We start from the raw sequence: 24,234 nt of genomic DNA on the forward strand, positions 1-24,234 counted from the left end.
AAGCGTTAACTTACCTGTTTCTTAAATAGCTCCCGGAAGACGGGGAAAATGTCGTCTGCAGTGCGAATGTTTTGCATGGCGAAATTCTCGTAAGTTTCGTTTAGAGCTTCATATTCACGCCACAAGGTTTGGTGTGCACGACGTGTAATTTCGATATAGGCGTAATACCGCGTGACAGGAAGCAGTTGCGTTTGCAATAGCTCGCGACAACCTGGTGAATCGTCAGCCCAGTTATCTCCATCTGAAGCTTGTGCGGCATACACATTCCATTCATTGGATGGGTAACGTTCTTTCACGATATCGTTCATCAAACGCAGTGCACTTGAAACAATAGTGCCACCGGTTTCTTGAGAGTAGAAAAACTCATGCTCGTCTACTTCTTTTGCTTGTGTGTGGTGGCGAATAAATACCACTTCCACGTTTTTGTAGGTACGTGTGAGAAAGAGATAAAGCAAGATGTAGAATCGCTTGGCAATATCTTTGGTTGCTTGATCCATTGAGCCAGACACATCCATCAAACAGAACATAACGGCTTGGCTGCTGGGCTGTGGTCGCTTCTCGTAATTTTTAAACCTAAGGTCAAACGTATCGATGAATGGAACCGCCGCAATTTTGCCTTTGAGTGCGTCGATTTCTTCTTGAATACGCGTTTCTTCCAACGGTTGAGCAGGCTCTGTGTGTTGCAGTGCTTCGAGCTCTGCTTCAAGTTCACGTAGTTGTCTGCGTTTTCCTGCACTCATTGCTGTACGGCGTGCAAGAGAGTTCTGCAACGAGCGCACAATGGCGATGTTGGCAGGTACGCCACTGGATTTAAAACCAGAGCGGTGTGATTTGTATTTTACCAGTTGCGTCATCTGATTTTTCTTCAAATTCGGCAACTCAAGATCTTCAAATAAAAGGTCTAGATATTCGTCTTTAGAAATTTGAAATACAAAATCGTCCTGACCTTCGCCATCAGGGCTTGCTTGCCCTTCACCAGCGCCGCCACCTCCGCCGCCACCAGGTGGGCGTTCGATGCGGTCGCCAGGGATAAATTGGTCGTTGCCAGGGTGGACAGCATCACGCTGTCCCCCTTTGCCTTGTCGGAAAGTTGGCTCTCGGATGTCACGAGAAGGGATAGTGATGCTCTCACCACTGTCCACATCAGTGATTGAGCGTTGATTAACGGCATCAGCAATCGACTCTTTGATTTGTCGCTTGTGACGCCTTAAAAAACGCTGGCGATTCACTGTACTCTTGTTCTTTCCGTTGAGCCTTCGATCAATGAAATGCCCCATAAGCCCCCCGTATTTCGTTACTTCACTGTCAGCCTGATTACGAAGATTTACGCACGCGCAGGTACCATTCAGACAAGAGTCGTACTTGTTTGCGGGTATACCCTTTTTCCATCATGCGAGCCACAAAGTCGTCGTGTTTCTTCTGCTCTTCGTTTGAGGTTTTCGCATTAAAGGAAATGACCGGGAGCAGCTCTTCCGTGTTGGAGAACATTTTCTTCTCGATAACGGTACGAAGCTTCTCGTAGCTGGTCCATCCTGGGTTCCTACCTTCGTTATTTGCGCGTGCACGAAGGACGAAGTTAACGATTTCATTTCGGAAATCTTTTGGATTACTGATGCCCGCGGGTTTTTCGATTTTTTCCAATTCGCTGTTCAGCGCTGAGCGATCGAACAACTGGCCAGTATCAGGGTCACGATACTCCTGATCTTGAATCCAGAAGTCTGCATAGGTGACATATCGGTCAAAAATGTTTTGGCCGTATTCTGAGTAAGACTCAAGGTAGGCAGTCTGGATCTCCTTGCCGATGAATTCGACATATTTAGGGATCAGATATCCTTTGAGGTGCTCCAGATACTTCTCGGCAATATCTTGCGGGAATTGCTCACGTTCAATTTGCTGTTCCAGTACGTAGAACAGATGAACGGGGTTCGCTGCAACTTCAGAATGGTCAAAGTTAAAGACGCGAGAAAGGATCTTAAACGCGAATCGCGTCGATAGACCATTCATGCCTTCGTCTACGCCAGCATAGTCACGATACTCTTGATAAGACTTGGCTTTTGGATCTGTGTCTTTCAGTGTCTCGCCATCATAAACACGCATTTTCGAGAAGATGCTGGAGTTTTCTGGCTCTTTCAAGCGTGAGAGAACAGTGAATCTAGCCAGGATATCCAGTGTGCTCGGTGAACACGGTGCCGCTGACAACTCACTGTTTTGCAGTAGTTTGTCGTAGATCTTCATTTCTTCCGATACGCGTAAGCAATATGGCACTTTCACGATGTAAACACGGTCAAGGAAGGCTTCATTGTTTTTGTTGTTACGGAATGTCTGCCACTCAGATTCATTGGAGTGAGCGAGGATCATGCCGTCAAATGGCAATGCAGAAAGGCCTTCAGTACCGTTGTAGTTGCCCTCTTGCGTGGCAGTTAGGAGCGGGTGAAGTACTTTAATCGGTGCTTTAAACATCTCTACGAATTCCATTAAGCCTTGGTTGGCTTTACACAATGCACCGGAATAACTGTATGCATCGGGGTCATCTTGAGAGAAATGTTCAAGTTGGCGGATGTCCACTTTACCAACCAGTGATGAAATGTCTTGGTTATTCTCATCACCGGGTTCCGTTTTCGCGATGCCGACTTGGTCGAGAATTGATGGACGAACCTTTACCACTCTAAACTTGCTGATGTCACCGCCAAATTCGTGCAGGCGCTTTGCAGCCCAAGGCGACATGATAGAGCGCAGGCAACGTTGTGATATGCCATACTCACTTTCGAGTAATGCACCATCTTCGACAACATCGAATAAACAGAACGGGTGGTCATTGACAGGGCTACGCTCGCCATTTGCGGTCAATATATAGATAGGTACTTTCTGCATCAGGCTTTTTAGTTTTTCTGCCAGTGATGATTTACCACCGCCAACAGGGCCTAACAGATACAGGATCTGCTTGCGTTCTTCTAGCCCTTGGGCTGCGTGTTTGAGGTAGGAGACGATTTGTTCAATCGCTTCTTCCATCCCGTAGAAATCTTCGAATGTTTTATATCGAGAGATGATGCGGTTAGAGAAAAGTCTGCTCAAACGAGGATCGTGAGCGGTATCGATCATTTCTGGCTCGCCAATGGCCGTTAACAAACGCTCTGCCGCATTGGAATAGACACCGCGATCTTCCCGGCAAAGGTCCAGAAACTCGTGAAGGCTCAGCTCTTCGTCTTTAGATTCTTCGTATCGCTGACGATAGTGGTCGAAAATACTCATGGTCCTGCCCCCTAAATCTTGCTGTTATCAATAAGAAAGGATATTGGCGCAGTCGCTTTCATATCCTCACCTTTTTAAGACTAGTAGCAACTGATCAATTTGCTTGGTTGAATTACTTGTTTTTTCGATATTTTTCCCTTTTGTGATAAGGCTTTGTATTCAGACTGTAACTTTCTTATAGCGATGAACTTTTCATTACAGAGTGAATCACGCTTTGGATTGAAACATCAAAGGATGTCTACCTCAGCGAGCTTAGTATTTAGGGATAGCTGACTTCATTGCGTTCAATACACGCTGGGAATTGATGGGAGGAGGGAGGGGGAGTCGCTGGGGCCATGGAGGCAAAAACCGGAACTTGGGAAAGCTCCGGCCTGACGTTACCCTGATTGAGCGGCTTGTTATTGACTTGAAATCAAGGTTGATAGCGTATGGTTTTCGCCAGCTTCTAGTTTGACACTTCGGTCATATACTGCCGATTCGACACATACCATGGTTTCGTAGCTGTCGTCTGCCATATCACCCATGCTGGCAGAAAGAGCTTTCCAAGGATTCCAAACAACCACGGCATTGTTGCCTTGGTTTGTGACAGCTAAGCGACGTTGAAAACGTGGGTCTTCTACCATTACTGTTTCATTGGCGTGCGTATAAATGCGATCAACTTCTTGATCGAATCCGGTATTGCCTGAACTTGGCTTGCGGATACCGCCTTCGATGTATTCGTTGCCCAATTGCGACACAGTGGTCTCGGTAACATCACCAATATTCAGGTAAGTATGAAGAGCGCCTCCGATCTGCATCGGCGCATCTCCGGTATTGGTGCTGATCAGGCTGACTTTGAGTGTGTCAGTGACTTCCATCAGCAATTCAGCGCGAAAAGCATGCGGCCAGATTGCACGAGTCTCAGCAGTGTCGGTCAGAGTGAGGCTGATGATGACGCCTTCTTCATTTTCTCTGTGCTCATTCAAAGCCCATTCACTGGAACGCGCGAAACCGTGTGATGGCTCCGCAGCTTTGCCAAACCAAGGCCAACAGACTGGAATACCACCGCGAATGGCTTTCGTGCCGCTCAGATCTGCATTTTCGCTCATCCAGATGGTTTCTTTCTTACCTGTTGGCTGAAAGCTAAGTACATGCGCGCCGAAGAGAGAGATTGCTGCGGTGGCTTTTGGGTGGATAACGCGAACCACTTTGATGCCGTCAAGTTCGCAAATGGTGACATAGTCAGAGAGTACAGCAGTAGTTGGGAGCTGTTTAACGTCCATGAAATGTGCCTTCTGAATGTGAAATTTAGATACAAAAAAGGCGGCCAATAAGCCGCCTTTTGTCACTCATGCCCTAATAGGCAATCCGGAATGATTACTTAGAGATGTGAGCAACCAGATCCAGAACTTTGTTTGAGTAACCGATTTCGTTGTCGTACCAAGATACAACTTTAACGAATTTGTCAGTCAGAGCAACACCAGCTTTCGCATCGAATACTGAAGTTTGAACTTCACCGATGAAGTCTTGTGAAACAACTTCGTCTTCAGTGTAACCAAGAACGCCAGCCATTTCGCCTTCTGAAGCGGCTTTCATAGCTGCACAGATTTCAGCGTAAGTTGCTGCATTTTTCAGGTTAACAGTTAGGTCAACAACAGAAACGTTTGCAGTTGGTACGCGGAAAGCCATACCAGTCAGTTTGCCGTTTAGTTCTGGAAGAACTACGCCTACTGCTTTAGCTGCGCCAGTTGATGATGGGATGATGTTCTGAGAAGCACCACGACCGCCACGCCAGTCTTTCGCAGAAGGACCGTCAACAGTCTTCTGAGTCGCTGTAGTTGCGTGAACAGTAGTCATCAGGCCAGATTCGATACCGAAGTTGTCGTTCAGTACTTTAGCGATTGGCGCTAGGCAGTTAGTCGTACAAGAAGCGTTAGAAACGATGTCTTGGCCTGCGTAAGTGTCTTGGTTAACGCCCATTACGAACATTGGGGTCGCATCTTTAGAAGGACCAGTCAAAACAACTTTCTTCGCGCCTGCAGTGATGTGCTGACGAGCAGTTTCATCAGTCAGGAAGATACCTGTAGCTTCAGCTACAACATCAACGCCTACTGCGTCCCACTGAAGTTCGGTTGGGTTACGTTCTGCAGTTACGCGAACTGTTTTACCGTTAACAACCAAGTTACCGTCTACAACTTCTACAGTACCGTTGAAACGGCCGTGAGTTGAGTCGTACTTCAACATGTACGCCATGTATTCTACGTCGATCAGGTCATTGATCGCGACAACTTCGATGTCGTTACGCTCAACAGATGCACGGAAAACAAAACGGCCGATACGGCCAAAACCGTTAATACCTACTTTGATAGTCATTACGTTGCTCCACAACTTTGATATCTAGTGAAAAATGAAACTGGTAGTAAAATTACAGAATCGGTATCACCCATGCAAGCAAAAAACCCACCTAAATTGCTTAAAATCAAAAAATAGTACGGATTATTTTTACATCACCTAAACAATTCTTTGGTGTTTTACACGGAATGTTGAAAATAATGTGCCACTTACTGTTAGCTACGTTTGTGTACAGGGATGTCTTGTATTGTTTATGGCTAACGAAAAAGTATGGAAAGAAAGTGTGTTTCATTGCGTGCGAATTTTGAGAATTGGGCGCAGTTTCAGCGGCTATGTAGTTATGTGATTAAAAGTTAAGTAAAACTGATCAAAAAGAAACGAAAAGCGCATGTTGCTCTGGATGTTTCTTGTGACATGTCATTTCCGTGACGCTTGCAGCACCAGTGTGCGGAAGTTGTGATGCAGTCAGCGATGCTTAGGGTTCAAACTGGTACTGAGCACAATTAAAAGGTAATAAAAGAGCGAATATTCCAGTAAGCATCAAAATAGAGCCTCATACAGCTGCTTATTGAGTCGTAGACACCAAACTCCCAGACTAGAGGACGTAATGACAACGCATTCTGATGAAAAGTGGAAAGAAAACCTTTCTGACGAGGCCTACAAGGTCTGCCGCTTGGGCCACACAGAGCCTCCGTTTAGTGGGACCTTGTTGCACAATCACAAAAACGGTTCGTATCATTGTGTGTGTTGTGATGCTTTGTTATTTGATTCGAGCACTAAGTTCGACTCTGGCTGTGGTTGGCCGAGTTTTGAGCAGGCGGTTGAAGGGGCGGTTAAGTACGTTGAAGATAATAGCCATGGCATGTTACGAACGGAAGTAAGATGTGTAAATTGCGACAGTCATCTTGGGCATGTGTTTAATGATGGCCCCACGGAAACAGGGCTACGTTATTGTGTCAACTCAGTGTCTATGGCATTTGAAGAGTCAGAACGTTGATGGATAGGTCTCGAAATGAGTGACTGACTCTAAACAAAAAAGCGTGCTCGCAGCACGCTTTTTTGTTTTATCAATGCCGGCGATTTATTGCGTTGTCGACAGTGGAGGCAGTCCGGAAAGTTGTATCAACATGTTCTTATCGAAATTACCGCTTTCAATAGACGAGGCGATGTCATCTGAAATGTCAGCGATCAGTGCGCGTCTTTCGTCGATCATTGGATATAGCAATTTAATTTGCGCTTCTTTAGCAATAGCTAGACCTAACTCGCTCCCGACTAAAGCCCACATATACGCCTCATCGAGTTTACCCAGTGAGTGATTGGCCGTCGCAAGCGACTTCACGACGTCTGGAATTGTTTTCTCCATTGTCATGCTGCTACGACCATCATAAAGCGTCAAAGATTTCATCAGAAGGTTAATGGTGTGAACCTTGTCTTTATCGACATAATAGCTTGCAAGGCCGAGTTGCATTTCGGGGGAATCGAGATATTCGGTTTCTTCTAGCTTTAAAAATTGCTCGAGAGCCTCTTGGTCGCCTTGGGTCCAGCGGTAGTAGATGATTGAAGGCTGGTAGGAGCTTTTCAATTCAAGCTCTAGTTGGTCAATTACGTCGTAGGCGTGGAAAAGCGCTTCAGTCCGCAGGGTTTTTTTAGATTTCAACGTCGTGCTTTCAATCTGTGCGGCAAGCGACATACATTTGGCGTATTTCTTCGTGAGCTGTAGTTCGTCAAATTTATTCAAATCTGAAGGATTTTTAATCACGTCAAAACGCAGCCAAATGAGGTCAGTGCGCTCATGTCGACACTGGCCATCTTCAGTATTTAGTTTGTTACAGATCTGAGGGTAGTTCTCGCAAAGCTGCGCGGTGCTGCGGTTGCTTTCAAAACATCCAGCAAGCAGTAAGGTGCTTATCGCCGTAATGACAACTTTATATGGAAATGAAATAGGGCCTTTATTCATGACGGTCGTGGCTCTTTAGTTTTTGTCTCTCACTCGATGCGAGTGACTTATAACATAAACATCTTCTTTCAGTTTATCTTCATTTCCTGAGTTTTGCGTCAGTCCACAGAGATAAAAAAGACCAGCATGATGGCTGGCCTATCTTTTTCTCTGAAAGTTTGCTCGTGTATATGTGTTTTACACAATATCGGTGCCCAAATAGGTGATCGATTCCGCATCCGTCCATACGGTGATCTGATCATTGCTATAGAGGTCATTGAACACGTAGGCTTGCAGATCAGCGACTTGTGCCGCTGATAGCCCCATTTTGGCCACCATCGCGGGTGTGATGTCTGCGTTTGATGTTGCTGCTGCATCATACTGCCAATCAACACCTGTGAGGTTAAGCGTATCGTCGCCATTACCTAACCATGCAATGAAGCCTTGCCAATCATCACCTGCAGTATTGTCTGACTGAGCATCGATTTCATGTGTGTTAATGGTCAGTGTTTGATCCGCACTATCACCAATCACGGCTTCAACCCCTGCGACGACATTGCCTTTTACATTCGGGTCGGTTTGATAACTGGTGCCAGTAAAATCAGCGTTTTGTGCACCGGTGATCAGCAAGGTGTCAAACCCAGACGAAGCATCATAAATATGCTTATTGATTTGAGTGCCATTTGAAAAGGTTTTGACTTGTCCTTGAAAATCATTCTCATCGAATATCAAGGTATCTGATCCAATACTGCCGATTAAGATATCTTCACCAGCTTGTCCGTCAAGATAGTTGTCAGCACTGAACCAGCCTGCAAATAGGTAGTCGTTTCCGTCACCACCAAGCATGGTGTTGGTGCCAAGGTTACCGTATATCTCGTCGTTGCCATCTCCGCCATCGAGGTAGTCATTGCCGGCTTGTCCTCTGAGAATGTCGTTTCCTTGCTCGCCGTAGATTTTATCGTTCCCAGCGTTGCCGCGAAGATCATCATTGTCGTCGCCGCCATAAATTTCATCATCACCGGCACCGCCAAAAACAAGGTCTTCACCGTCTTCAGCATTGATGTAGTCATTCCCTTGGTCGCCACGAATATTGTCGTTGCCAGCTCCGCCCCAGACTTCATCATCACCGTCGCCTGCTTGTACGGTGTCGTTCCCATCTTGTCCTTCGATGTAATCTGCGCCGCTACCTGCTAGTAAGGTGTCGTCATCACGCCCACCCCACAGTTCATCGTCACCTGCGCCACCTTCTAGTTTGTCTTTGCCATTCTGACCATAAAGCTTGTCGTCGCCCTTACCGCCGTGAAGGTGGTCGTCTCCATTGTCTCCCCACGCCGAGTCGTCGCCATCACCGCCAGAAATGATGTCATGTCCATCGCCGCCGACGATGCGATCGTCGCCACCTTCACCGAACAGTTGGTCGTCGCCGTCATAACCGTACAAGGCATCATCACCGTGTGTAGCGCTGTCACTGTTGATTTCTTTTACGGTAATGGTGACATGAGACGTCGCGATATTCGTATCGACGTTATTAAGGTCTAGAGGCGTCCATTCGAAGTTGGGTAGTTCGCTCGATGGAATCGTAAAAAATACTAATTTGGCACCGCCAGCGACATTGATGTCGATAGCTGATCCTCGTTCAGCGATGTTTACGTAATCAACAATAATGTTTTTGCTAATGACGTCTCCATTGGCATCGAGAATGGCGTAGCCCAAACTTTTCTCGTCTGTGACAGGAAAGTTGAATTGAGACAAAGAAACAGACACAAACGTGTCGCTTTGAAGTGTATAGCTGCCGTCTCCGTTTGAGGAAAGATCTTGAATTTCGGACGCAGAAGAATCGCCGTAAATCGTATCATCTCCGGCATAACCGCGAAGTGTGTCTTCGCCTAGCAGGCCGTAGATGCTGTCATCGTCAGCCGTGCCGATGAGGTTATCGGACGAATTACTGCCAGTGATAGAGGCCATGTTCTTTACCTTAGTTTTAGCTCTTGGGATAGAAATTGCTGCGCAAAAATTGTGGAGGAAATATCCCCACAAATATAGTTGGACTAGTAGTATTGGTATTGGGAAGAGCTCACTGCAACCCGTCGCACTTCACCTGTATCTGTCACACAAGGTGGCAAAAACTGTGGATTTGCTCAAGCAAGCAAGTGCGTATTCATTATAAAATCATTACTATTGGACTGGCTGTATTGCTTAACCCAGTACCAAAGCATGATAAAGGCATGTATCAATACATGATAAAAGACTGGTATTGATTTTGTCGTTATTATTGCCTAATTGTTTTGAACGCCCACGATATAGTACAAGTTGGCATACAAATGAAGCCAGATATCGAGGCATGTAACCCAGGGAATAGACATGGATATTGAACAGATGTTGTCCAGCATTACGCCTGAAGCTTATGATCGTTTGAGCTTTGCGGTTGAAACAGGGAAGTGGCCTGAAGGTACGCCTTTGTCGCAAGAGCAACGTGACCATGCGATGCAAGTTGTCATGCTTTATCAATCGCGGCATAACACCGAGCCACAACATATGACGGTGGCGGCTGGCGGTGACATTACGTTGAAATCGAAATCGGCGCTTCAGCGCGAATTCGCAAAAAATCAGGAAACGATTGTTCAGAAAAATGTAAACGACGAGTAATTGGATTCTGAATAAAATAAAAAAAACGGCATGAATGCCGTTTTTTTATTTTATCAATGTCACTGTCCATTTACTTATCGCAATACTTTGGCTTAGAGCGTGAGTTCACCACGTAAGTCTTGCTGAAGTAAGTTGCGAACCTGTTCAATTGGCAAATCTTGACTGAGCAAATAATGAAGCTTTGCCAATGCTGCTTCTGGCGTCATGTCGTAACCACTCAATACACCGGCTTCTGCAAGAGCACAGCCTGTCGCATACCCGCCCATATTGACCTTTCCAGCGAGACATTGGGTAAGGTTAAGCACAACAACACCGCGATTGGTTGCTTCTCTCAATAATCCTAACAGTTCTTTGTTTTGCGGTGCGTTACCCACACCAAAGGTCAGTAAGATCATCGCATTCACTGGCTGCTTCAGTGCATTTCGGACTACGTCAGGAGAAATGCCTGGGTACATCATAATGATGGCAACAGGTTGCTCTGTAATCGTATGTACTTTGAAAGCCCCTTCCGGCTTTTTATCAATCTCAGCACCATGCAATTGGATGTTGATTCCCGCATCCACAAGTGGTGGTAGGTTCGGCGACGTGAATGCATTGAAGCCATCTGCGTGAGATTTGGTGCTTCTATTGCCTCGCAACAATTGATTGTTGAAGAACAAGGTGACTTCGTTGATTGGGTAATTGGCTGCGATGTGCAGGGCGTTTAGCAAGTTCGCTTGCCCATCCGAACGTAGTTCGGCCAATGGGATCTGTGACCCCGTGACAATAACTGGCTTATCCAGATTCTCCAGCATGAAAGACAATGCCGAGGCGGTATAAGCCATGGTGTCAGTGCCATGCAAAATAACAAAGCCGTCATAGTTGTCGTAATTGTCGCGTATATCGTCAGCAATGCGTTGCCACTCAGCGGGCGTCATGTCAGCAGAATCAATGAGCGGGATATACTCATGAATGGTGAATTCTGGCATCTCAGGACGATGGAATTCCGGCATCTGCTTGAGCTGTTGTTGCATGAAGCCGGAAACGGGGATGTAACCCTGCTCGGATTTCAGCATGCCGATAGTGCCGCCAGTGTAGGCGATATATATGTGTTTTCTTTCCATCATCACAAATTCATTGTTGCCAAGGTCGTGGGCGCATTATACGTATCGAATTCATTAAAAAAACCCCGGCGCTTGCCGGGGAGTTCTCAGTTGTCGTAATAACTGCAATTTGGGCAAAGAGCATATTGTCCATTTGGATCATTGAAGTTATTAAGGTGATTTATTTCAGTCGCTGTAGTGTTGGCAAACTGTTGTACTGCTGCTGGTAGTTTGATGTTTGTGCTCAAATCAAGCTTCACTATGGCTTGATTGACAATGTCATAGATAAACTGCTGAGCGGGTGTTAGTGGTTCTTCGAGCCAGTTCAACGAGTAGTCGTCAATGTTAGCCAGTTCAGCGGCAACGGCAACGGCGTCATCAAAGTCACCCAGTTGATCAACTAAGCCTCGCTTCATTGCGTCGTAGCCTGTCCACACTCGACCTTGCGCGATCTGATCAACGTCTTCGATAGAAAGGTTGCGTTGGCTTGCGACCAGGCCAATGAAGCGCTGATAGCCGTTTTCAATGCCAAGTTGCATAATGTCCGCAACCCCTTCAGGCAATGCGCGCGTCACGCCGACACCGGCAAACGGTGTGGTGCCAATGCCATCGTTGTATACGCCGTATTTTGCTAACGCGTCTTCAAAGGTGGTCAGGATACCAAAGATACCGATTGACCCTGTGATTGTGGTCGGTTGTGCCAGGATGCGATTCGCACTGGCGGCAATCCAATATCCGCCAGATGCTGCGACGCTGGACATCGACACCACAACAGGCTTACCCGCTTCTTTGAGCGCCTCTACTTCATTGCGGATGACTTCGGACGCAAATGCACTGCCTCCAGGACTGTCTATGCGAAGCACCACGGCTTTCACTGCGTCGTTAAGGCGAGCATCGCGAAGCAATGCTGCGGTGGTGTCACCGCCGACAGTGCCTTCAGATTCAAAGCCATCAACGATGGCTCCACTGGCAACAACGACCGCGATTTGGTCTGCTTTTGGTAAGCGGAACTGGAGCGATGAGTAGTCATAAACGCTGACATAATTGAAGCTGTCTTCTCCATTGCTACCAAACGTTTCTGCAAGCTTAGTGCGAATCTGTTGTCGTGTTAGAAGCTCATCGACCAGACCCAGGCGTTTTGAAAGCTGCGCAAAATCACCGTTCACTGCTTTGAGTTCATCAAGTAACGTTTGCGTATCAGGCGACAGTTGCTCAACACTCAATTCGCGATTTAACGCCACGTCTTCGACATAGGCGCCCCAAAGCTGGTTGAGCCAAACAGAGCTAGCTTCTCGCGCTTCTTGTGACATTTCCGTTCGCGTATACGGCTCAACAAACGACTTGTATGTCCCCACGCGAAACACATGCGTAGTGATATCGAGCTTATCGAGTAGATCTTTGAAATACAGATTGAACGAACCGTAGCCACGCAGCAGTACCGCACCATCGGGTGCCATGTAGATCTCGTCAGCGTAGCTGGCTAGATAGTACTGGCTTTGGTTGTAGTGGCCACCAATCGCAACAACGGGTTTACCGGTTGCTTTGAACTCATTGATGGCTTTCGCGATGTAACGCAACTTGGTGAGGCTGGTTTCAGACATGTCTGACAGGCTCAGTACCATGCCGTTAATGTTATCGTCTTTTGCGGCCGTGCGAATTTGCTCAACAATATCGAAGAGGACATTTTCAAATTCAACCTGCTGGCCAAAAAGGTTGCGAGTAGCAAAATCATAAGGATCAATTCTGCGTTGCTTCTCGACGATAGGTCCCGATATATCAAGCAATAGCGCTTGAATCGGTTGTTCTGTTGGTTCTTGCGAGATGACATCATCGTCTGTCACGACGTAATAGACCAACACAATGGCGGCGATGAAAAACAGATTCAACACCAATTGACGAGCGAAACCTAGAATCTTCCAGCACCATTTCAATAAGGTGCCAAAGAATTTAAAAAGCGTTTTCATTTGTTTACCCAGCTTCTTTTCATATCTGTAATCGTAACTAATCCTGTTTAGATAACCTAGCTTTGATTTATGTTGTAAAAATGTAAACAAACGTTTGAAACTTCTGTTTGACGGGTTTATGGTTGTGTAATCAGAATAACAATACGATGGAAGCGTAGAATGAACTTGCCGTACCCTCACTTACTCGCGCCACTGGATCTTGGTTTTACGCAGTTGAAAAACCGTGTACTGATGGGATCAATGCATACTGGTCTAGAAGAATCGAACGATGGTTTTAAAAAGCTAGCAGCCTTCTATGCTGAACGAGCTAAAGGTGGCGTTGGCTTGATTGTGACGGGCGGTTTCTCACCGAATTTCCGTGGACGTTTGCATCCTCTCAGTGCGCAGTTTAGCAGTGGGCGAGCAGCACGCGCACACCGGACTATCACCGAAGCGGTGCATGAACATGGTGGAAAAATTGCGCTCCAATTGTTGCATGCAGGTCGTTATGCCATGCATCCTTTTTCGCTTAGTGCTTCCGAGATCAAAGCCCCTATTTCTAAGTTTACGCCGTCTGCCATGAGTGAGCGTCAAATCCTGAATACCATTAAGGATTTTTCAAAGAGTGCAGAATTGGCCAGAGAAGCGGGCTATGACGGTATCGAAATCATGGGCTCGGAAGGTTATCTGATTAACCAGTTCATTTGCGCCCGCTCAAATACACGTTATGACGGCTGGGGCGGCAGTTACCAAAACCGCATTCGTTTCCCTATCGAGATTGTTAAAGCTGTTCGTGAGCGGGTAGGGCATGATTTCATCATTATTTTCCGTCTTTCTATGCTCGATCTTGTCGAGCAAGGTAGCACCCATGATGAAGTGGTTGAGCTAGCCAAGGCACTTGAAGCGGCGGGCGTGACCATTATTAATACAGGTGTTGGTTGGCACGAAGCGCGTATCCCGACCATCGCCACTCAGGTGCCACGCGCGGCCTTTAGCTGGGTGACAGAACGCCTAAAAGGTGAAGTATCTATCCCATTGGTAACTTGCAACCGCATTAACACCCCTGAGGTCGCTGAAAATATTTTGGCAAGCGGTCAAGCAGACATGGTCTCGATGGCCCGTCCGTTTTTGGCTGATGCAGAATTTGTTGTCAAAGCTGAGCAAGATAAAGCCGACGACATCAATACTTGTATCGCGTGTAATCAGGCGTGTCTTGACCACGTATTCAAAGGCAAGCGCGCTAGCTGTCTCGTTAATCCGCAAGCGTGCTACGAAACTGAGCTGGTGATTTCTCCCGCTGTCAACAAACGACGCGTCGCGGTTGTTGGTGGTGGCATGGCGGGGATGTCATGCGCGGTGACAGCAGCAGAGCGCGGTTTTGATGTGGTGCTATTTGAAAAGAGTGACAGGCTAGGCGGCCAGTTCAATTTGGCGATGCAAATTCCTGGCAAAGAAGAATTTAAAGAATCTATTCGTTACTTCACTCGCAAAGTGGCGCAATTCAATATTGAAGTCAGGCTCAATCAGCTCGTTGATGCACAGATGCTCAAAGCGTTTGATGAAGTGGTGATTGCAACGGGCGTGAAGCCACGTATTCCCGCTATTCAGGGCATTGATCACCCGAAAGCGATTGATTACCAGACGCTCATTCGAGACAAGCCCACACTGGGTTCTCGTGTCGCTGTTGTTGGCGCGGGTGGTATTGGTATTGATGTGGCAACCATGATCACCGAGCCTGAAGAGCACAAGCTGGAAGATTGGCTAAAAGATTGGGGCATTGATCAAACCATGTCTCATGAGGGAGGGTTGCTGCCACAGCCTCATTATGTTGCTCAGCGCCAAGTCTGGTTGCTGCAACGTAAGCCGGGCAAAGTAGGCAAAGGGCCCGGTAAAACGACAGGTTGGATACATCGTCGAACACTTGAGAAACGTGGTGTCGAGCTACTGGGTGGTGTCAGCTACGAAAAAATAGATGATGCCGGTCTGCACATTACGTTGGAAGGGCAGTTACATATTTTGCCCGCCGATCATGTCATCATCTGCGCCGGGCAAGAGTCAGTGAATGATTTGGCCGATCAGTTGGAAAGCCAAGGTCAGAAGCCTCATATCATTGGCGGTGCAGAAAAGGCCGGTGAGCTTGATGCGAAGCGAGCCATTCGTCAAGGTGTTGAACTCGCGATAGCCCTTTAAGAACATCGACGATTAATCCACAAAACCCGGAGGGAGTTGTTCTTTCGGGTTTGTGTTATTTTTAGAGGCAATAACAGCGATTTTATTTACTAGTCATTGGGATCTTCATGGACGCATTACATTTACTCACCCAACGTCGTTCTATTCCTCGTTTGTCTGCGCCAGCCCCTCAGGGTGATGCGCTTGAAAATATGCTGGCGGCAGGTCTTCGTGCTCCTGATCATGGCGCGTTAACGCCGTGGGAGTTTGTGGTTGCGACAGGCGAAGGTTTAGATAAGCTTTCTTCCATCCTTAAACGCGCTGCTCAAGCTGATAATGAAGAAGATGCCGTGGTGGAAAAAGCCGCGAATTCGCCTTTTCGCGCACCCATGGTGATCACCGTAATAGCGCGTACTAAGCACCACGATAAGGTACCTGTGATTGAGCAGCATATCTCTGCGGGTTGTGCTGCGCAGGCAATGCAAATGGCAGCCGTTGCACAGGGCTATCAAGGCTTTTGGCGCACAGGGAAATGGGCTTATCATCCTGTCGTGCGTGAAGCGTTTGGTGTGTCGGGGGATGATGAAATTGTCGGCTTCCTTTACATCGGGACGCCAGATTGCACACCTGCTAATGCCCCCAAACGTGATACCAGCAAATACGTTTCTTACCTCTAAGGCTACACCTCATGCCACCTCACAATTAACTGGATAAATATCCAGTTAATTGTTGTTAAGCCCTTTTAATTTCGCTAAATTGTCGACAATTGCTCTGTTTGATGGTTTCCCATGGCCCGACTCTTTGTTGCAGAAAAGCCCAGTCTTGGTCGCGCAATCGCTGCCGCTTTACCCAAGCCCCATAAAAATCACGATGGTTATGTCCAGGCTGCCAATGGCGACGCGGTAACCTGGTGTATTGGTCATCTGCTTGAACAAGCAGAGCCTGACGCTTACGACGAAAAATACAAAGTATGGCGTTTAGACGATCTTCCAATATTGCCTGAACCATGGATTCTGAAACCACGAAAATCTGCGGCTAAACAGCTTTCAGTGGTAAAAAAACTGCTCCGCCAATTTGACGATATTATCCACGCGGGTGACCCTGATCGAGAGGGGCAGCTGTTGGTGGATGAAGTGTTTAGTTATGCCAAATTGGCGGACAAGAAAAAACAGCGCATACAACGTTTGCTGATAAACGACCTTAACGTATCTGCCGTGAAAAAAGCGTTATCAGCCATGCGCAGTAACCTCGATTTTGTCCCGCTTTCTGTCTCGGCGCTGGCTCGCTCTCGTGCCGATTGGCTGTATGGCATGAATATGTCTCGCGCATACACATTGCTGGGTAAGCAGGCAGGGTATCAGGGTGTGTTGTCGGTAGGGCGCGTACAAACCCCAGTGCTTGGTTTGGTCGTGCGTCGTGACAGAGAAATCGCCGCATTTATGCCGAAACCTTTTTACCAGCTTGATGCGGTCATTCCTTACCAAGGCAGTGATATTTTGGCGCGTTGGCAGCCGAGCGAATCGTGCCAGCCATGGCAAGATGAAGAAGGTAGGGTACTCTCGCGTAAATTGGTGGAAAATGTCGCCCAGCGTATTGTTAATCAACCTGCTACGGTTGTCGTGTCTGAACGCAAAGGTACAAAGCAAGCCCCACCTCTGCCTTACAGCCTGTCTGCACTTCAAATTGATGCCGCCAAACGCTTCACCATGAGTGCGGTTGATGTATTAGCGTGTTGTCAGTCGTTGTACGAAAAACATAAAGTCATCACCTATCCGCGTTCGGACAGTCGCTATTTACCGAAAGAGCATTTGAAAGAAGCGTCTACCGTAACAGCAGCAATTGGCAACACGGTGTCTTCGCTCAGTGATGCAGTGAAAAACGCTAACTTGTCGTTGAAATCCAAAGCGTGGAACGACAGCAAAGTAGAAGCGCACCATGCGATTATTCCAACAGGGAAGAGCAGCAATGCGTTAAGTGGCAGAGAGCGTGATGTTTATGAGCTGATCGCCCGCCAATACCTGATGCAGTTTTACCCTGCGGCTGAATATGTAGAAGCAAAGCTCGATTTCGATATTGCGGGAGGCATCTTCATTGCCAAAGGCAAACAGTTGACTCTGCCCGGATGGCGGGCATTGTTAACGCGAGATAACGCAGCGCAAAAAGAAGATATAGAAAGTCAGGTGCCACCGTTAAATAAAGGCACTGTGCTGACGTGCGCACGAGGTGAAATTAAAGATTGTATGACTGAGCCACCAAGGCATTTTACTGAAGCGACGTTGTTGCAAGCGATGACTGGCATTGCACGATTTGTGAAAGAAGCGTCGTTAAAAAAAATACTGAGGGATACAGACGGATTAGGCACAGAAGCGACCCGCGCTGGCATTCTGGAATTGTTGTTTAAACGTCGTTTACTCTCGCGTGAAGGTAAGCAAATAAGAGCTACTGCATCGGCGTGTGGTCTTATTGACGCGTTACCAGAAAAAGCGGCATACCCTGACATGACAGCGCATTGGGAGCGCCAACTGCAAGATATGGCCGAAAAGAAGGGAGCCTATCAGCCGTTCATGTCGGCGTTGGAATCGGAATTGTTGGACTTAATGAACGCAGTAAGGAAAGGGCCAGTACCCGAGAGCCTGCGTTCGCTGCCGTCTCAGCCTAATCCATTCAAGAAGAAAAGAGGAAACGGCGGCGCTGGTCGTCAACGCTATAAAACGAAGGCCTGATTTTTTCCGCAGCTTTTCGCTTCATAAAGCGCAACATCGGCATCAATAAACAATTGCTGCTGGCTGTTAGGTTTGTCTGGAATACAGGTTTTCCCACCGATGCTGACAGTCACATAAGGGCAAATAGGTGAATCATCATGTGGGATCTGTAGCGCTGTTATTGCGTCCAATGCGCGGTCAGCAACGGATTTTGCATTTTCGCTGTTGCTGCCTGGTAGCAAAAAGACAAACTCTTCACCCCCAAATCGCGCAAGGATTGCGCCAGCTCTGCGTTCGACCTGGCTTAGCGTCTCAGCCACTTGAGCGAGGCATTTGTCACCTAAGGCGTGACCATATAAATCGTTGTACTGTTTGAAGTGATCAATATCGACGATCAAAATAGAAAGCGGCGTTTGATAACGGATGGCTCTACGCCACTCTTCTTCCATTTTCTCATCAAGCATACGGCGATTAGGAACCTTGGTCAGGCTGTCTTCGCGCGAAATTCGGTTTAGGCGCTTATTCACTTCTTCTAGCTGTGCAGTGCGATCGGCAACCCGCTGTTCGAGTGATAGGTTAAGCAGCTTCAATTCGTCTTGGGAGCGACGCTGAATAAGGTGTTGTGACATGGTCACACCCAATAGTTTCAGCAACTCGCTATGGTAACTCTTTAGAGGCGTATGTGTGATCAGGTTATCGCAGGCTATCCAGCCGATTGGCTCGTCACCATCCCAAAGCGAAATGGTCGCGTTCCACCCTTTACCCACTTCGACGTTGTCATGAAAAAGGGCTGTACCTTCGTTGATGTTGATGTGCTGTTTCTTATCAAGTGTCGTCTTGGCGTGATAGTGCTCATACATGGCAGTGCAATACCATTGCTCATTGGTGACCGTGCCATTGATGTCGGTACCGTAGGTGCCGCGCATTAGTCCGGTATGGCTATTAAGAAGAAATATCGCCATTCGGTCGAAATCGAGCGCATGAATGCATTCGTAGACTGCCGTGTGAAGCATATTGTCGAGAGAGTGCGAGTGCCAAAGACGTAGAGAGATCTTGTGCAGAATATGTAGCTGCTCGAGTAGCCCTTTTTGAGAACAGACTTCTTGAACTCGCTTTTCTTCGGTTTTTTGATGATGAGATCTTTCTAACAGAAATGCATGGTGTTGAAGGTGGCTATCTAATGCACCGGAAATCAAGAGAGACAGCATCTCAAGGGCATGACGGTCGACATGATATTTATGCGGTGTCTTTAATAGCAGATAGCCATAACTGCTTCCTCTGATTTTTAGAGGGATCAGTTGATTAAACACATCGTTATAAAGATGATCGCTTTCTGCTGTTAATAGACGGGTTAACAATAAATCGTCATGTTCACTGATGGGTATCATGGGCGAGAACAGCTGAAAGTGTCGTGGCCTAATGTCAGCCAACTGTTGCCAACCAGCATGATTTTCGTCGTTGATGAGTAATTGGCTGCGCGCATCCGTGAATTGCTTCGTAAATGCGAGACCAAGAGCCAGACAGAAATCGTTAAGATCCTTCTGTGGACAAATAGCTTCTCCTACCTTGAGGCAGAATGCGTAATCCAGAGCAATCATGCCCTATGACTCCCTTAGTGACTGACGAAAAGTGTGATTTTGCTTCTAATATTTTTCAGCAAGTATGACAGCAATTAGTATCATAATTTGCGGATTGTCCATCATCTTCGACTGACGTCACAGCTGAGATTTGTAGGTTGTGATGTAAGTAAATGTTTTTGATATCAGCTAGTAGCCACTTGAATTTTAAATGAAAAATATGTGGCTGACGTCACGATGTGTACGCGAAAATACAACCCACTAAAGTCATTAGAAACAAGAACCATTTTAAGGTGCTGGCATTGGCTTTGATGGCAAATTTCACTGCCAACCATGCCCCTGCCATGGAGCCAATAGCGAGCAGTACACCGGGTAGCCATAAGATGAGATCTTGCCAGATAAAGATGATGAGAGAGACAGAAGTGAAAGCGAGAGTACAGACGAGCTTGAGTGCATTGCCGCGCACGAGATCATAGCGCAAGGTTCCACATAGTGCTGCCAGCAACACGAAACCGACGCCTGCTTGCACGAAGCCGCCGTAAAATCCGGCGATGCCCAGCCCAACCCATGAGGCTGGGGTGTCTTTCATCATCCGAAAGGGTTCGTTAGCATCGGGGCTGACCATGCTGGGTTTCACAAGCATGATGAAGGCCATAAGTAGCATGGTCCCGAGTAGGACTGGCTTGATAATGCTTGAAGGCAGCCACGCTGCTGCTGAGGCTCCTGCAACACCCCCTATCAAAGTAGGAATGAGTATTGGGATAAGATCGGTTTGCTCAAGTCGTTTGTGGTGACGAAAACCCGCTACGCCTGCAACACTTTGCATCAGGACACCTACACGGTTGGTTGCATTTGCGATTTCAGCGGGCATGCCTAAGACAATCAGTGCTGGAATGGTCAGGTTCGAACCGCCGCCTGCCAGTGTGTTAATAATCCCGGCGATAAACCCGAGAACGACCAGCAGTACGCCAAATTCAATCGAGACTTCCATATCTTCAATCCAAAGTAATAACTTTAAGGGAAACGCTTTAGCAACCACATTTTGATACTAACCGATGCATGGCTGAGTTTCTAAAACGGAAAAAGCCCGCAGCGAAATGCTGCGGGCTTTTTAAAAATAATGGTCGGTCTGAGAGGATTTGAACCTCCGACCCCTGACACCCCATGACAGTGCGCTACCAAGCTGCGCTACAGACCGACTCCACGAAAGTCATGTTACGAACACATGATTTGAGTGTCAATCGACTTTCTTCATTTAGTTTGCGTATTTCAATCATTTGGACAAAAAAACAAGGCAGCCACTTAGGCTGCCTATGCATCAGTTTTTGCATTAGCTTTCGTCTGGATGATAAAACCGCTTGAGTTCGTGCATCACCTGCATGAGTACAGATAGCTGAGGTTTACCTTCAGGTTGTAACTTGTAATTACTGTCATAGATGCGGTAATTACCAAATTTGTCTACCACGGTTGTCTTGTCTGGCTGAACCACGACAATGTCGCGGCTATCACCTGCAATCACCCATCGACGTGGCTTATCAGCAAGCTCGAACAGATTGCGACCGCTGGTATAAAGCTCCGCAGGGCTGTCTGCAGCCAGCATGGACTCCATTAGCGTCGGTACGATGTCCAAGTGTGAACTGTAAGCGTCGACTTCTCGTGGGCTTTGATTTGGCCAATGAACGACCAAAGGCACTTGCAACTGGTATTGGCTGTAGTTGGTATTGGCGCCCCAACTGTTTGAACCGGTTTCATTGAATTCTGTGCCATGGTTTGCGGTAACCATCACCACGGTGTTATCAAGCTGACCATTCTGTTCAAGTGTGTCAAAAAGTTCACCCAACAAGCCATCAACGTAATATGCCGCATTGTTGTAGCTGTTTTTCAGTACGAGTGCGGTGTGATCGCCAACGTTGGCAAGCTCATTGTCTAGAGAAGGTTGGAATGGGCGGTCATAGTCGCCACCTTGTTCATACTCGGTGACGCTTTTTAGCTCAAGATAGGCAAACCAAGGTTTTTTGCTATCGCCTTGTTTGATCCACTTGTCCAAATTGTCGGCGGCCATATGGTCAGCAACCCAAGCCTCGTTTGAGTTAACTTTCGTCGTGTTTTCTAGGTTTTTGCCGAAAATACTCTGGTAGTAAATTGGGTTGTCAAAGCTGTCGGCACTAAATAAGCCAAAGCGATAGCCTTTTTTATCGAGTGTGTCGATAAGTACAGGGCTTAGGCCTTCAGTGCGAGCACTTTGTGCATAGCTGCCAGGCAGGCCATAAAACAATCCGAAAATACCCGCCATTGCATCATTGCTGGAGCTGTAATGATGGGAAAACGTCATGTTATCTTTGCCGAACTGGCTGAGGTTTGGCATGACGACTGGGTCGAGCATATCTGCACGAAGACCATCAACCATCACAATCAGTAAATTCTGTTTGTAGCTTGATGCATCTGCGGCGAATGAAATTTTTTCCAGCGGATAGCGAATGACTTCGCTTTCTTGGTTGCCGAGTTCGTCACGACGACGTTGATATTCCTGACGATCAAGCAAGCCATATTTTTCCATGAAGGTTTTGGCCGTCATAGGATAAGAAATGGGGAAATTAGAGCGCTGTGCGGTCACCGGGCTATACAAGAATGCATCTGCCCAGATGTGAATGAGGTGACTTCCAAGAAAGCAGACGGCGAACACAGCGGCAATTGGCACGCCAACACGCTTGCGAGAAAGCTTACGGAGTTTGCGCCAAACCCATTCAGACATGGCTATTTCAAGAAGGAAAATAGCAGGTACGACAACAAATAAATATTGCCAGTGGGCGTTCATGTCAGTTTTTTCGCCGCTTAATAGCAGCTCCCACACCAATGGATTGAGGTGGAGGTGTAAAGTTTCGAAGGCGTAAATATCCAACAGCAGTATTGTCATGCCTGCTGTGGCAACGAGAACGGCAAACAGCCTCATGAGTCGTTGAGACGGAATGAGGAAGCTTGCCGGGAAAATCACCAGAATGTAGACAGCGAAAACAATAAAACCGAAGTGACCAACCCAAGTCAGCAACTGATAAGTTTGTCCGATCAATGTCTCGGGCCAACCGGATTGCGCTATGTAGCGCGTCCCCAGCAACATGGCTGCGATAATATTGAAAAAGCTAAACCAGTGTCCCCAGCTTATCAGCTGTGACACCTTGTCCCTGTATGTATTTCCGCTGTCTACCATAAAGGCCAATTATTCTCTTTGTTTTACTGTGCGCGTAAATTTCCGACGCGGTCTTATTACTCTGTATCGATTGAAGACAGCAGAGCTTGAGCAAATTTTTCCGCAATCACTTTTCGCTGCGCAGCTGGCAGGTTGTTATTCATCAGATTAGTAGCAATGTTGCCCACCACCATCAGTGAAAGGTCAGTCGAAGCTTTGTGCTTTTCAAGAACATTGACCACATCGTTGAGGATCTGTTCAACGTTTTTATCTTGATATTTAGAAGTAACAGGCATAGAAACTCTTGTCTTGTGTCAGCAGAAGCCGCGTATAATACCTCACACTCTAGTCTGACGAAAAATGTTTTCAATTATGAGCCTCACGCTTTCAAACGTTATTCTTCATCAACTTAAAAAAGATAGTGAAGATTCATTGGTCGTGCACCTGAGAGATCAGATGCTAACTCATTCACCTTCAACGGAAAATTTGATCAGCGAAGTCCATCGTGTGTACAACGCCAAAGCGGCAAAAGGTTTTGGCCAGTTTGCCGAAGAAAGCGATGTTGCCAGCTGGTTGAAAGCATGCCGTAAGCAAGAACTCGATTTTCTATCATTTTCATCTCAATCGGCAGAGCGATTAAAAACGGAGTTATCCAAATATCCTTTTGCTGATGAAGGGGTGTTAGTGATCGCGGAATACCGTTCACTTGCAACGGAATATCTGTTCATTGGTTTGTTAGAATCGAAAGCCAGCATGAAAGTCACGGATGATCTGGAGATCAGCTCGACCGACTACCTTGATGTGGCCAAAATGGACATTGCTGCGCGTATTGATTTATCAACATGGGAAACCGATGCGCAATCAAACCGCTATTTGACCTTCATCAAAGGGCGTGTCGGCCGCAAAGTGGCAGATTTCTTCCTCGATTTCATGCAAGCCGAAGTTGGCATGGATACGAAGCAGCAAAACCTTGTTCTGATGCAGGCCGTCGAGGATTACTGTGCGGATTCGCGCTTGGAGAAAGAAGAAAAGCAAGAATATCGTAAACAAGTTTATGACTACTGCAACGGTCAGCTTCAGGCTGGTGACGAAGTGATCGTCAAAGAGCTTGCGAGTGAGTTGCCAAAAAATGATCAGGGTGTTGATTTCTATCAGTTCGCCTCTGAGCAAGGTTATGAGCTGGAAGAGAGTTTCCCCGCCGACAGAACATCCATGCGAAAGCTGACTAAATTTGTGGGCGGCGGCGGTGGTTTGTCGATTAATTTTGACAGCATGTTGCTTGGAGAGCGTGTTTTTTACGATCCAGCGACTGATACGCTGACCATCAAAGGCACCCCGCCAAATCTGCGAGACCAATTAACACGCCGCTTAAACGTCGAAGAGTAACACTTGTGTGCATACGCCTTGTTTGTCAT

General features: G+C 47.0%; 18 protein-coding genes and 1 tRNA gene. 6 read left to right on the forward strand and 13 right to left on the reverse strand.

Annotation, left to right across the window (positions count from 1 at the left end):
* Positions 1–5: 5 nt before the first annotated feature.
* From AC3CIC_RS04495 to gap, 4 genes are all read right to left on the reverse strand, one after another.
* Complete coding sequence (locus tag AC3CIC_RS04495; protein ID WP_488515457.1) at positions 6–1,277, reverse strand: YeaH/YhbH family protein; 1,272 nt, start codon at positions 1,275–1,277, stop codon at positions 6–8.
* Positions 1,278–1,314: 37 nt separating this feature from the next.
* Positions 1,315–3,249, reverse strand: a complete 1,935-nt coding sequence (locus AC3CIC_RS04500) for a PrkA family serine protein kinase (protein WP_016958417.1) — start codon at positions 3,247–3,249, stop codon at positions 1,315–1,317.
* A gap of 398 nt (positions 3,250–3,647) precedes the next feature.
* Positions 3,648–4,511, reverse strand: a complete 864-nt coding sequence (locus tag AC3CIC_RS04505) for a D-hexose-6-phosphate mutarotase (RefSeq protein ID WP_488515458.1) — start codon at positions 4,509–4,511, stop codon at positions 3,648–3,650.
* Positions 4,512–4,605: 94 nt separating this feature from the next.
* Positions 4,606–5,601 carry a type I glyceraldehyde-3-phosphate dehydrogenase gene (gene gap / locus AC3CIC_RS04510; RefSeq protein WP_016958415.1) on the reverse strand — a complete coding sequence of 332 codons (996 nt, stop codon included), beginning with the start codon at positions 5,599–5,601 and terminating at the stop codon, positions 4,606–4,608.
* 586 nt (positions 5,602–6,187) lie between these two features.
* Between gap and msrB the strand changes: the two genes are divergently transcribed.
* Positions 6,188–6,577, forward strand: coding sequence for a peptide-methionine (R)-S-oxide reductase MsrB (msrB, locus tag AC3CIC_RS04515; protein ID WP_488515459.1), 390 nt, complete (start codon positions 6,188–6,190; stop codon positions 6,575–6,577).
* A gap of 84 nt (positions 6,578–6,661) precedes the next feature.
* Here msrB and AC3CIC_RS04520 read toward each other — a convergent pair whose 3' ends face one another.
* Together AC3CIC_RS04520 and AC3CIC_RS04525 are read right to left on the reverse strand one after the other, a co-directional pair.
* Positions 6,662–7,537, reverse strand: a complete 876-nt coding sequence (locus tag AC3CIC_RS04520) for a DUF2989 domain-containing protein (protein WP_488515460.1) — start codon at positions 7,535–7,537, stop codon at positions 6,662–6,664.
* A 177-nt stretch (positions 7,538–7,714) separates the two neighbouring features.
* Positions 7,715–9,481, reverse strand: a complete 1,767-nt coding sequence (locus AC3CIC_RS04525; RefSeq protein WP_488515461.1) for a calcium-binding protein — start codon at positions 9,479–9,481, stop codon at positions 7,715–7,717.
* A gap of 396 nt (positions 9,482–9,877) precedes the next feature.
* On the opposite strand from AC3CIC_RS04525, the gene AC3CIC_RS04530 reads away from it, so the two are divergent.
* Positions 9,878–10,162 (forward strand): YeaC family protein, encoded by a 285-nt coding sequence (locus AC3CIC_RS04530; protein ID WP_488515462.1) that lies wholly within the window; start codon positions 9,878–9,880, stop codon positions 10,160–10,162.
* A 92-nt stretch (positions 10,163–10,254) separates the two neighbouring features.
* On the opposite strand, the gene ansA is transcribed toward AC3CIC_RS04530, so the two are convergent.
* Positions 10,255–11,265 (reverse strand): asparaginase, encoded by a 1,011-nt coding sequence (gene ansA, locus AC3CIC_RS04535; protein WP_026024047.1) that lies wholly within the window; start codon positions 11,263–11,265, stop codon positions 10,255–10,257.
* Positions 11,266–11,351: 86 nt separating this feature from the next.
* Positions 11,352–13,208 (reverse strand): signal peptide peptidase SppA, encoded by a 1,857-nt coding sequence (gene sppA, locus AC3CIC_RS04540; protein WP_488515463.1) that lies wholly within the window; start codon positions 13,206–13,208, stop codon positions 11,352–11,354.
* Positions 13,209–13,367: 159 nt separating this feature from the next.
* Here sppA and AC3CIC_RS04545 point away from each other — a divergent pair, with 159 nt between their 5' ends.
* The 3 genes from AC3CIC_RS04545 to AC3CIC_RS04555 all read left to right on the forward strand — a co-directional run bounded on the left by AC3CIC_RS04545 (position 13,368) and on the right by AC3CIC_RS04555 (position 18,079).
* Entirely contained in the window at positions 13,368–15,377 is a 2,010-nt protein-coding gene (locus tag AC3CIC_RS04545; protein ID WP_488515464.1) for an NADPH-dependent 2,4-dienoyl-CoA reductase, read from the forward strand.
* A 107-nt stretch (positions 15,378–15,484) separates the two neighbouring features.
* The gene (locus AC3CIC_RS04550; protein ID WP_488515465.1) at positions 15,485–16,033 is read left to right on the forward strand and encodes an NAD(P)H nitroreductase; all 549 of its coding nucleotides are present in this window, start codon (positions 15,485–15,487) and stop codon (positions 16,031–16,033) included.
* 111 nt (positions 16,034–16,144) lie between these two features.
* On the forward strand, positions 16,145–18,079 hold the full coding sequence (locus AC3CIC_RS04555; RefSeq protein WP_488515466.1) for a DNA topoisomerase III: 1,935 nt from the start codon (positions 16,145–16,147) through the stop codon (positions 18,077–18,079).
* On the opposite strand, the gene AC3CIC_RS04560 is transcribed toward AC3CIC_RS04555, so the two are convergent.
* From AC3CIC_RS04560 to AC3CIC_RS04580, 5 genes are all read right to left on the reverse strand, one after another.
* Positions 18,061–19,656: a sensor domain-containing diguanylate cyclase gene (locus tag AC3CIC_RS04560; RefSeq protein WP_488515467.1), complete on the reverse strand. Its 1,596-nt coding sequence runs from the start codon at positions 19,654–19,656 to the stop codon at positions 18,061–18,063. The two genes, AC3CIC_RS04555 and AC3CIC_RS04560, sit on opposite strands and share 19 nt — an antisense overlap.
* 211 nt (positions 19,657–19,867) lie before the next feature.
* Positions 19,868–20,626 carry a sulfite exporter TauE/SafE family protein gene (locus tag AC3CIC_RS04565; RefSeq protein WP_488515468.1) on the reverse strand — a complete coding sequence of 253 codons (759 nt, stop codon included), beginning with the start codon at positions 20,624–20,626 and terminating at the stop codon, positions 19,868–19,870.
* Between the two features lie 130 nt (positions 20,627–20,756).
* Positions 20,757–20,833 (reverse strand) — tRNA-Pro (locus AC3CIC_RS04570).
* Positions 20,834–20,965: 132 nt separating this feature from the next.
* Positions 20,966–22,840 (reverse strand): DUF3413 domain-containing protein, encoded by a 1,875-nt coding sequence (locus AC3CIC_RS04575; protein ID WP_488515869.1) that lies wholly within the window; start codon positions 22,838–22,840, stop codon positions 20,966–20,968.
* A 56-nt stretch (positions 22,841–22,896) separates the two neighbouring features.
* Positions 22,897–23,115 (reverse strand): YejL family protein, encoded by a 219-nt coding sequence (locus tag AC3CIC_RS04580; protein WP_016958401.1) that lies wholly within the window; start codon positions 23,113–23,115, stop codon positions 22,897–22,899.
* A 76-nt stretch (positions 23,116–23,191) separates the two neighbouring features.
* On the opposite strand from AC3CIC_RS04580, the gene yejK reads away from it, so the two are divergent.
* Positions 23,192–24,205 carry a nucleoid-associated protein YejK gene (gene yejK, locus AC3CIC_RS04585; RefSeq protein WP_488515469.1) on the forward strand — a complete coding sequence of 338 codons (1,014 nt, stop codon included), beginning with the start codon at positions 23,192–23,194 and terminating at the stop codon, positions 24,203–24,205.
* Positions 24,206–24,234: the final 29 nt, after the last annotated feature.

Source organism: Enterovibrio sp. QJM3NY_24 (assembly GCF_057786035.1).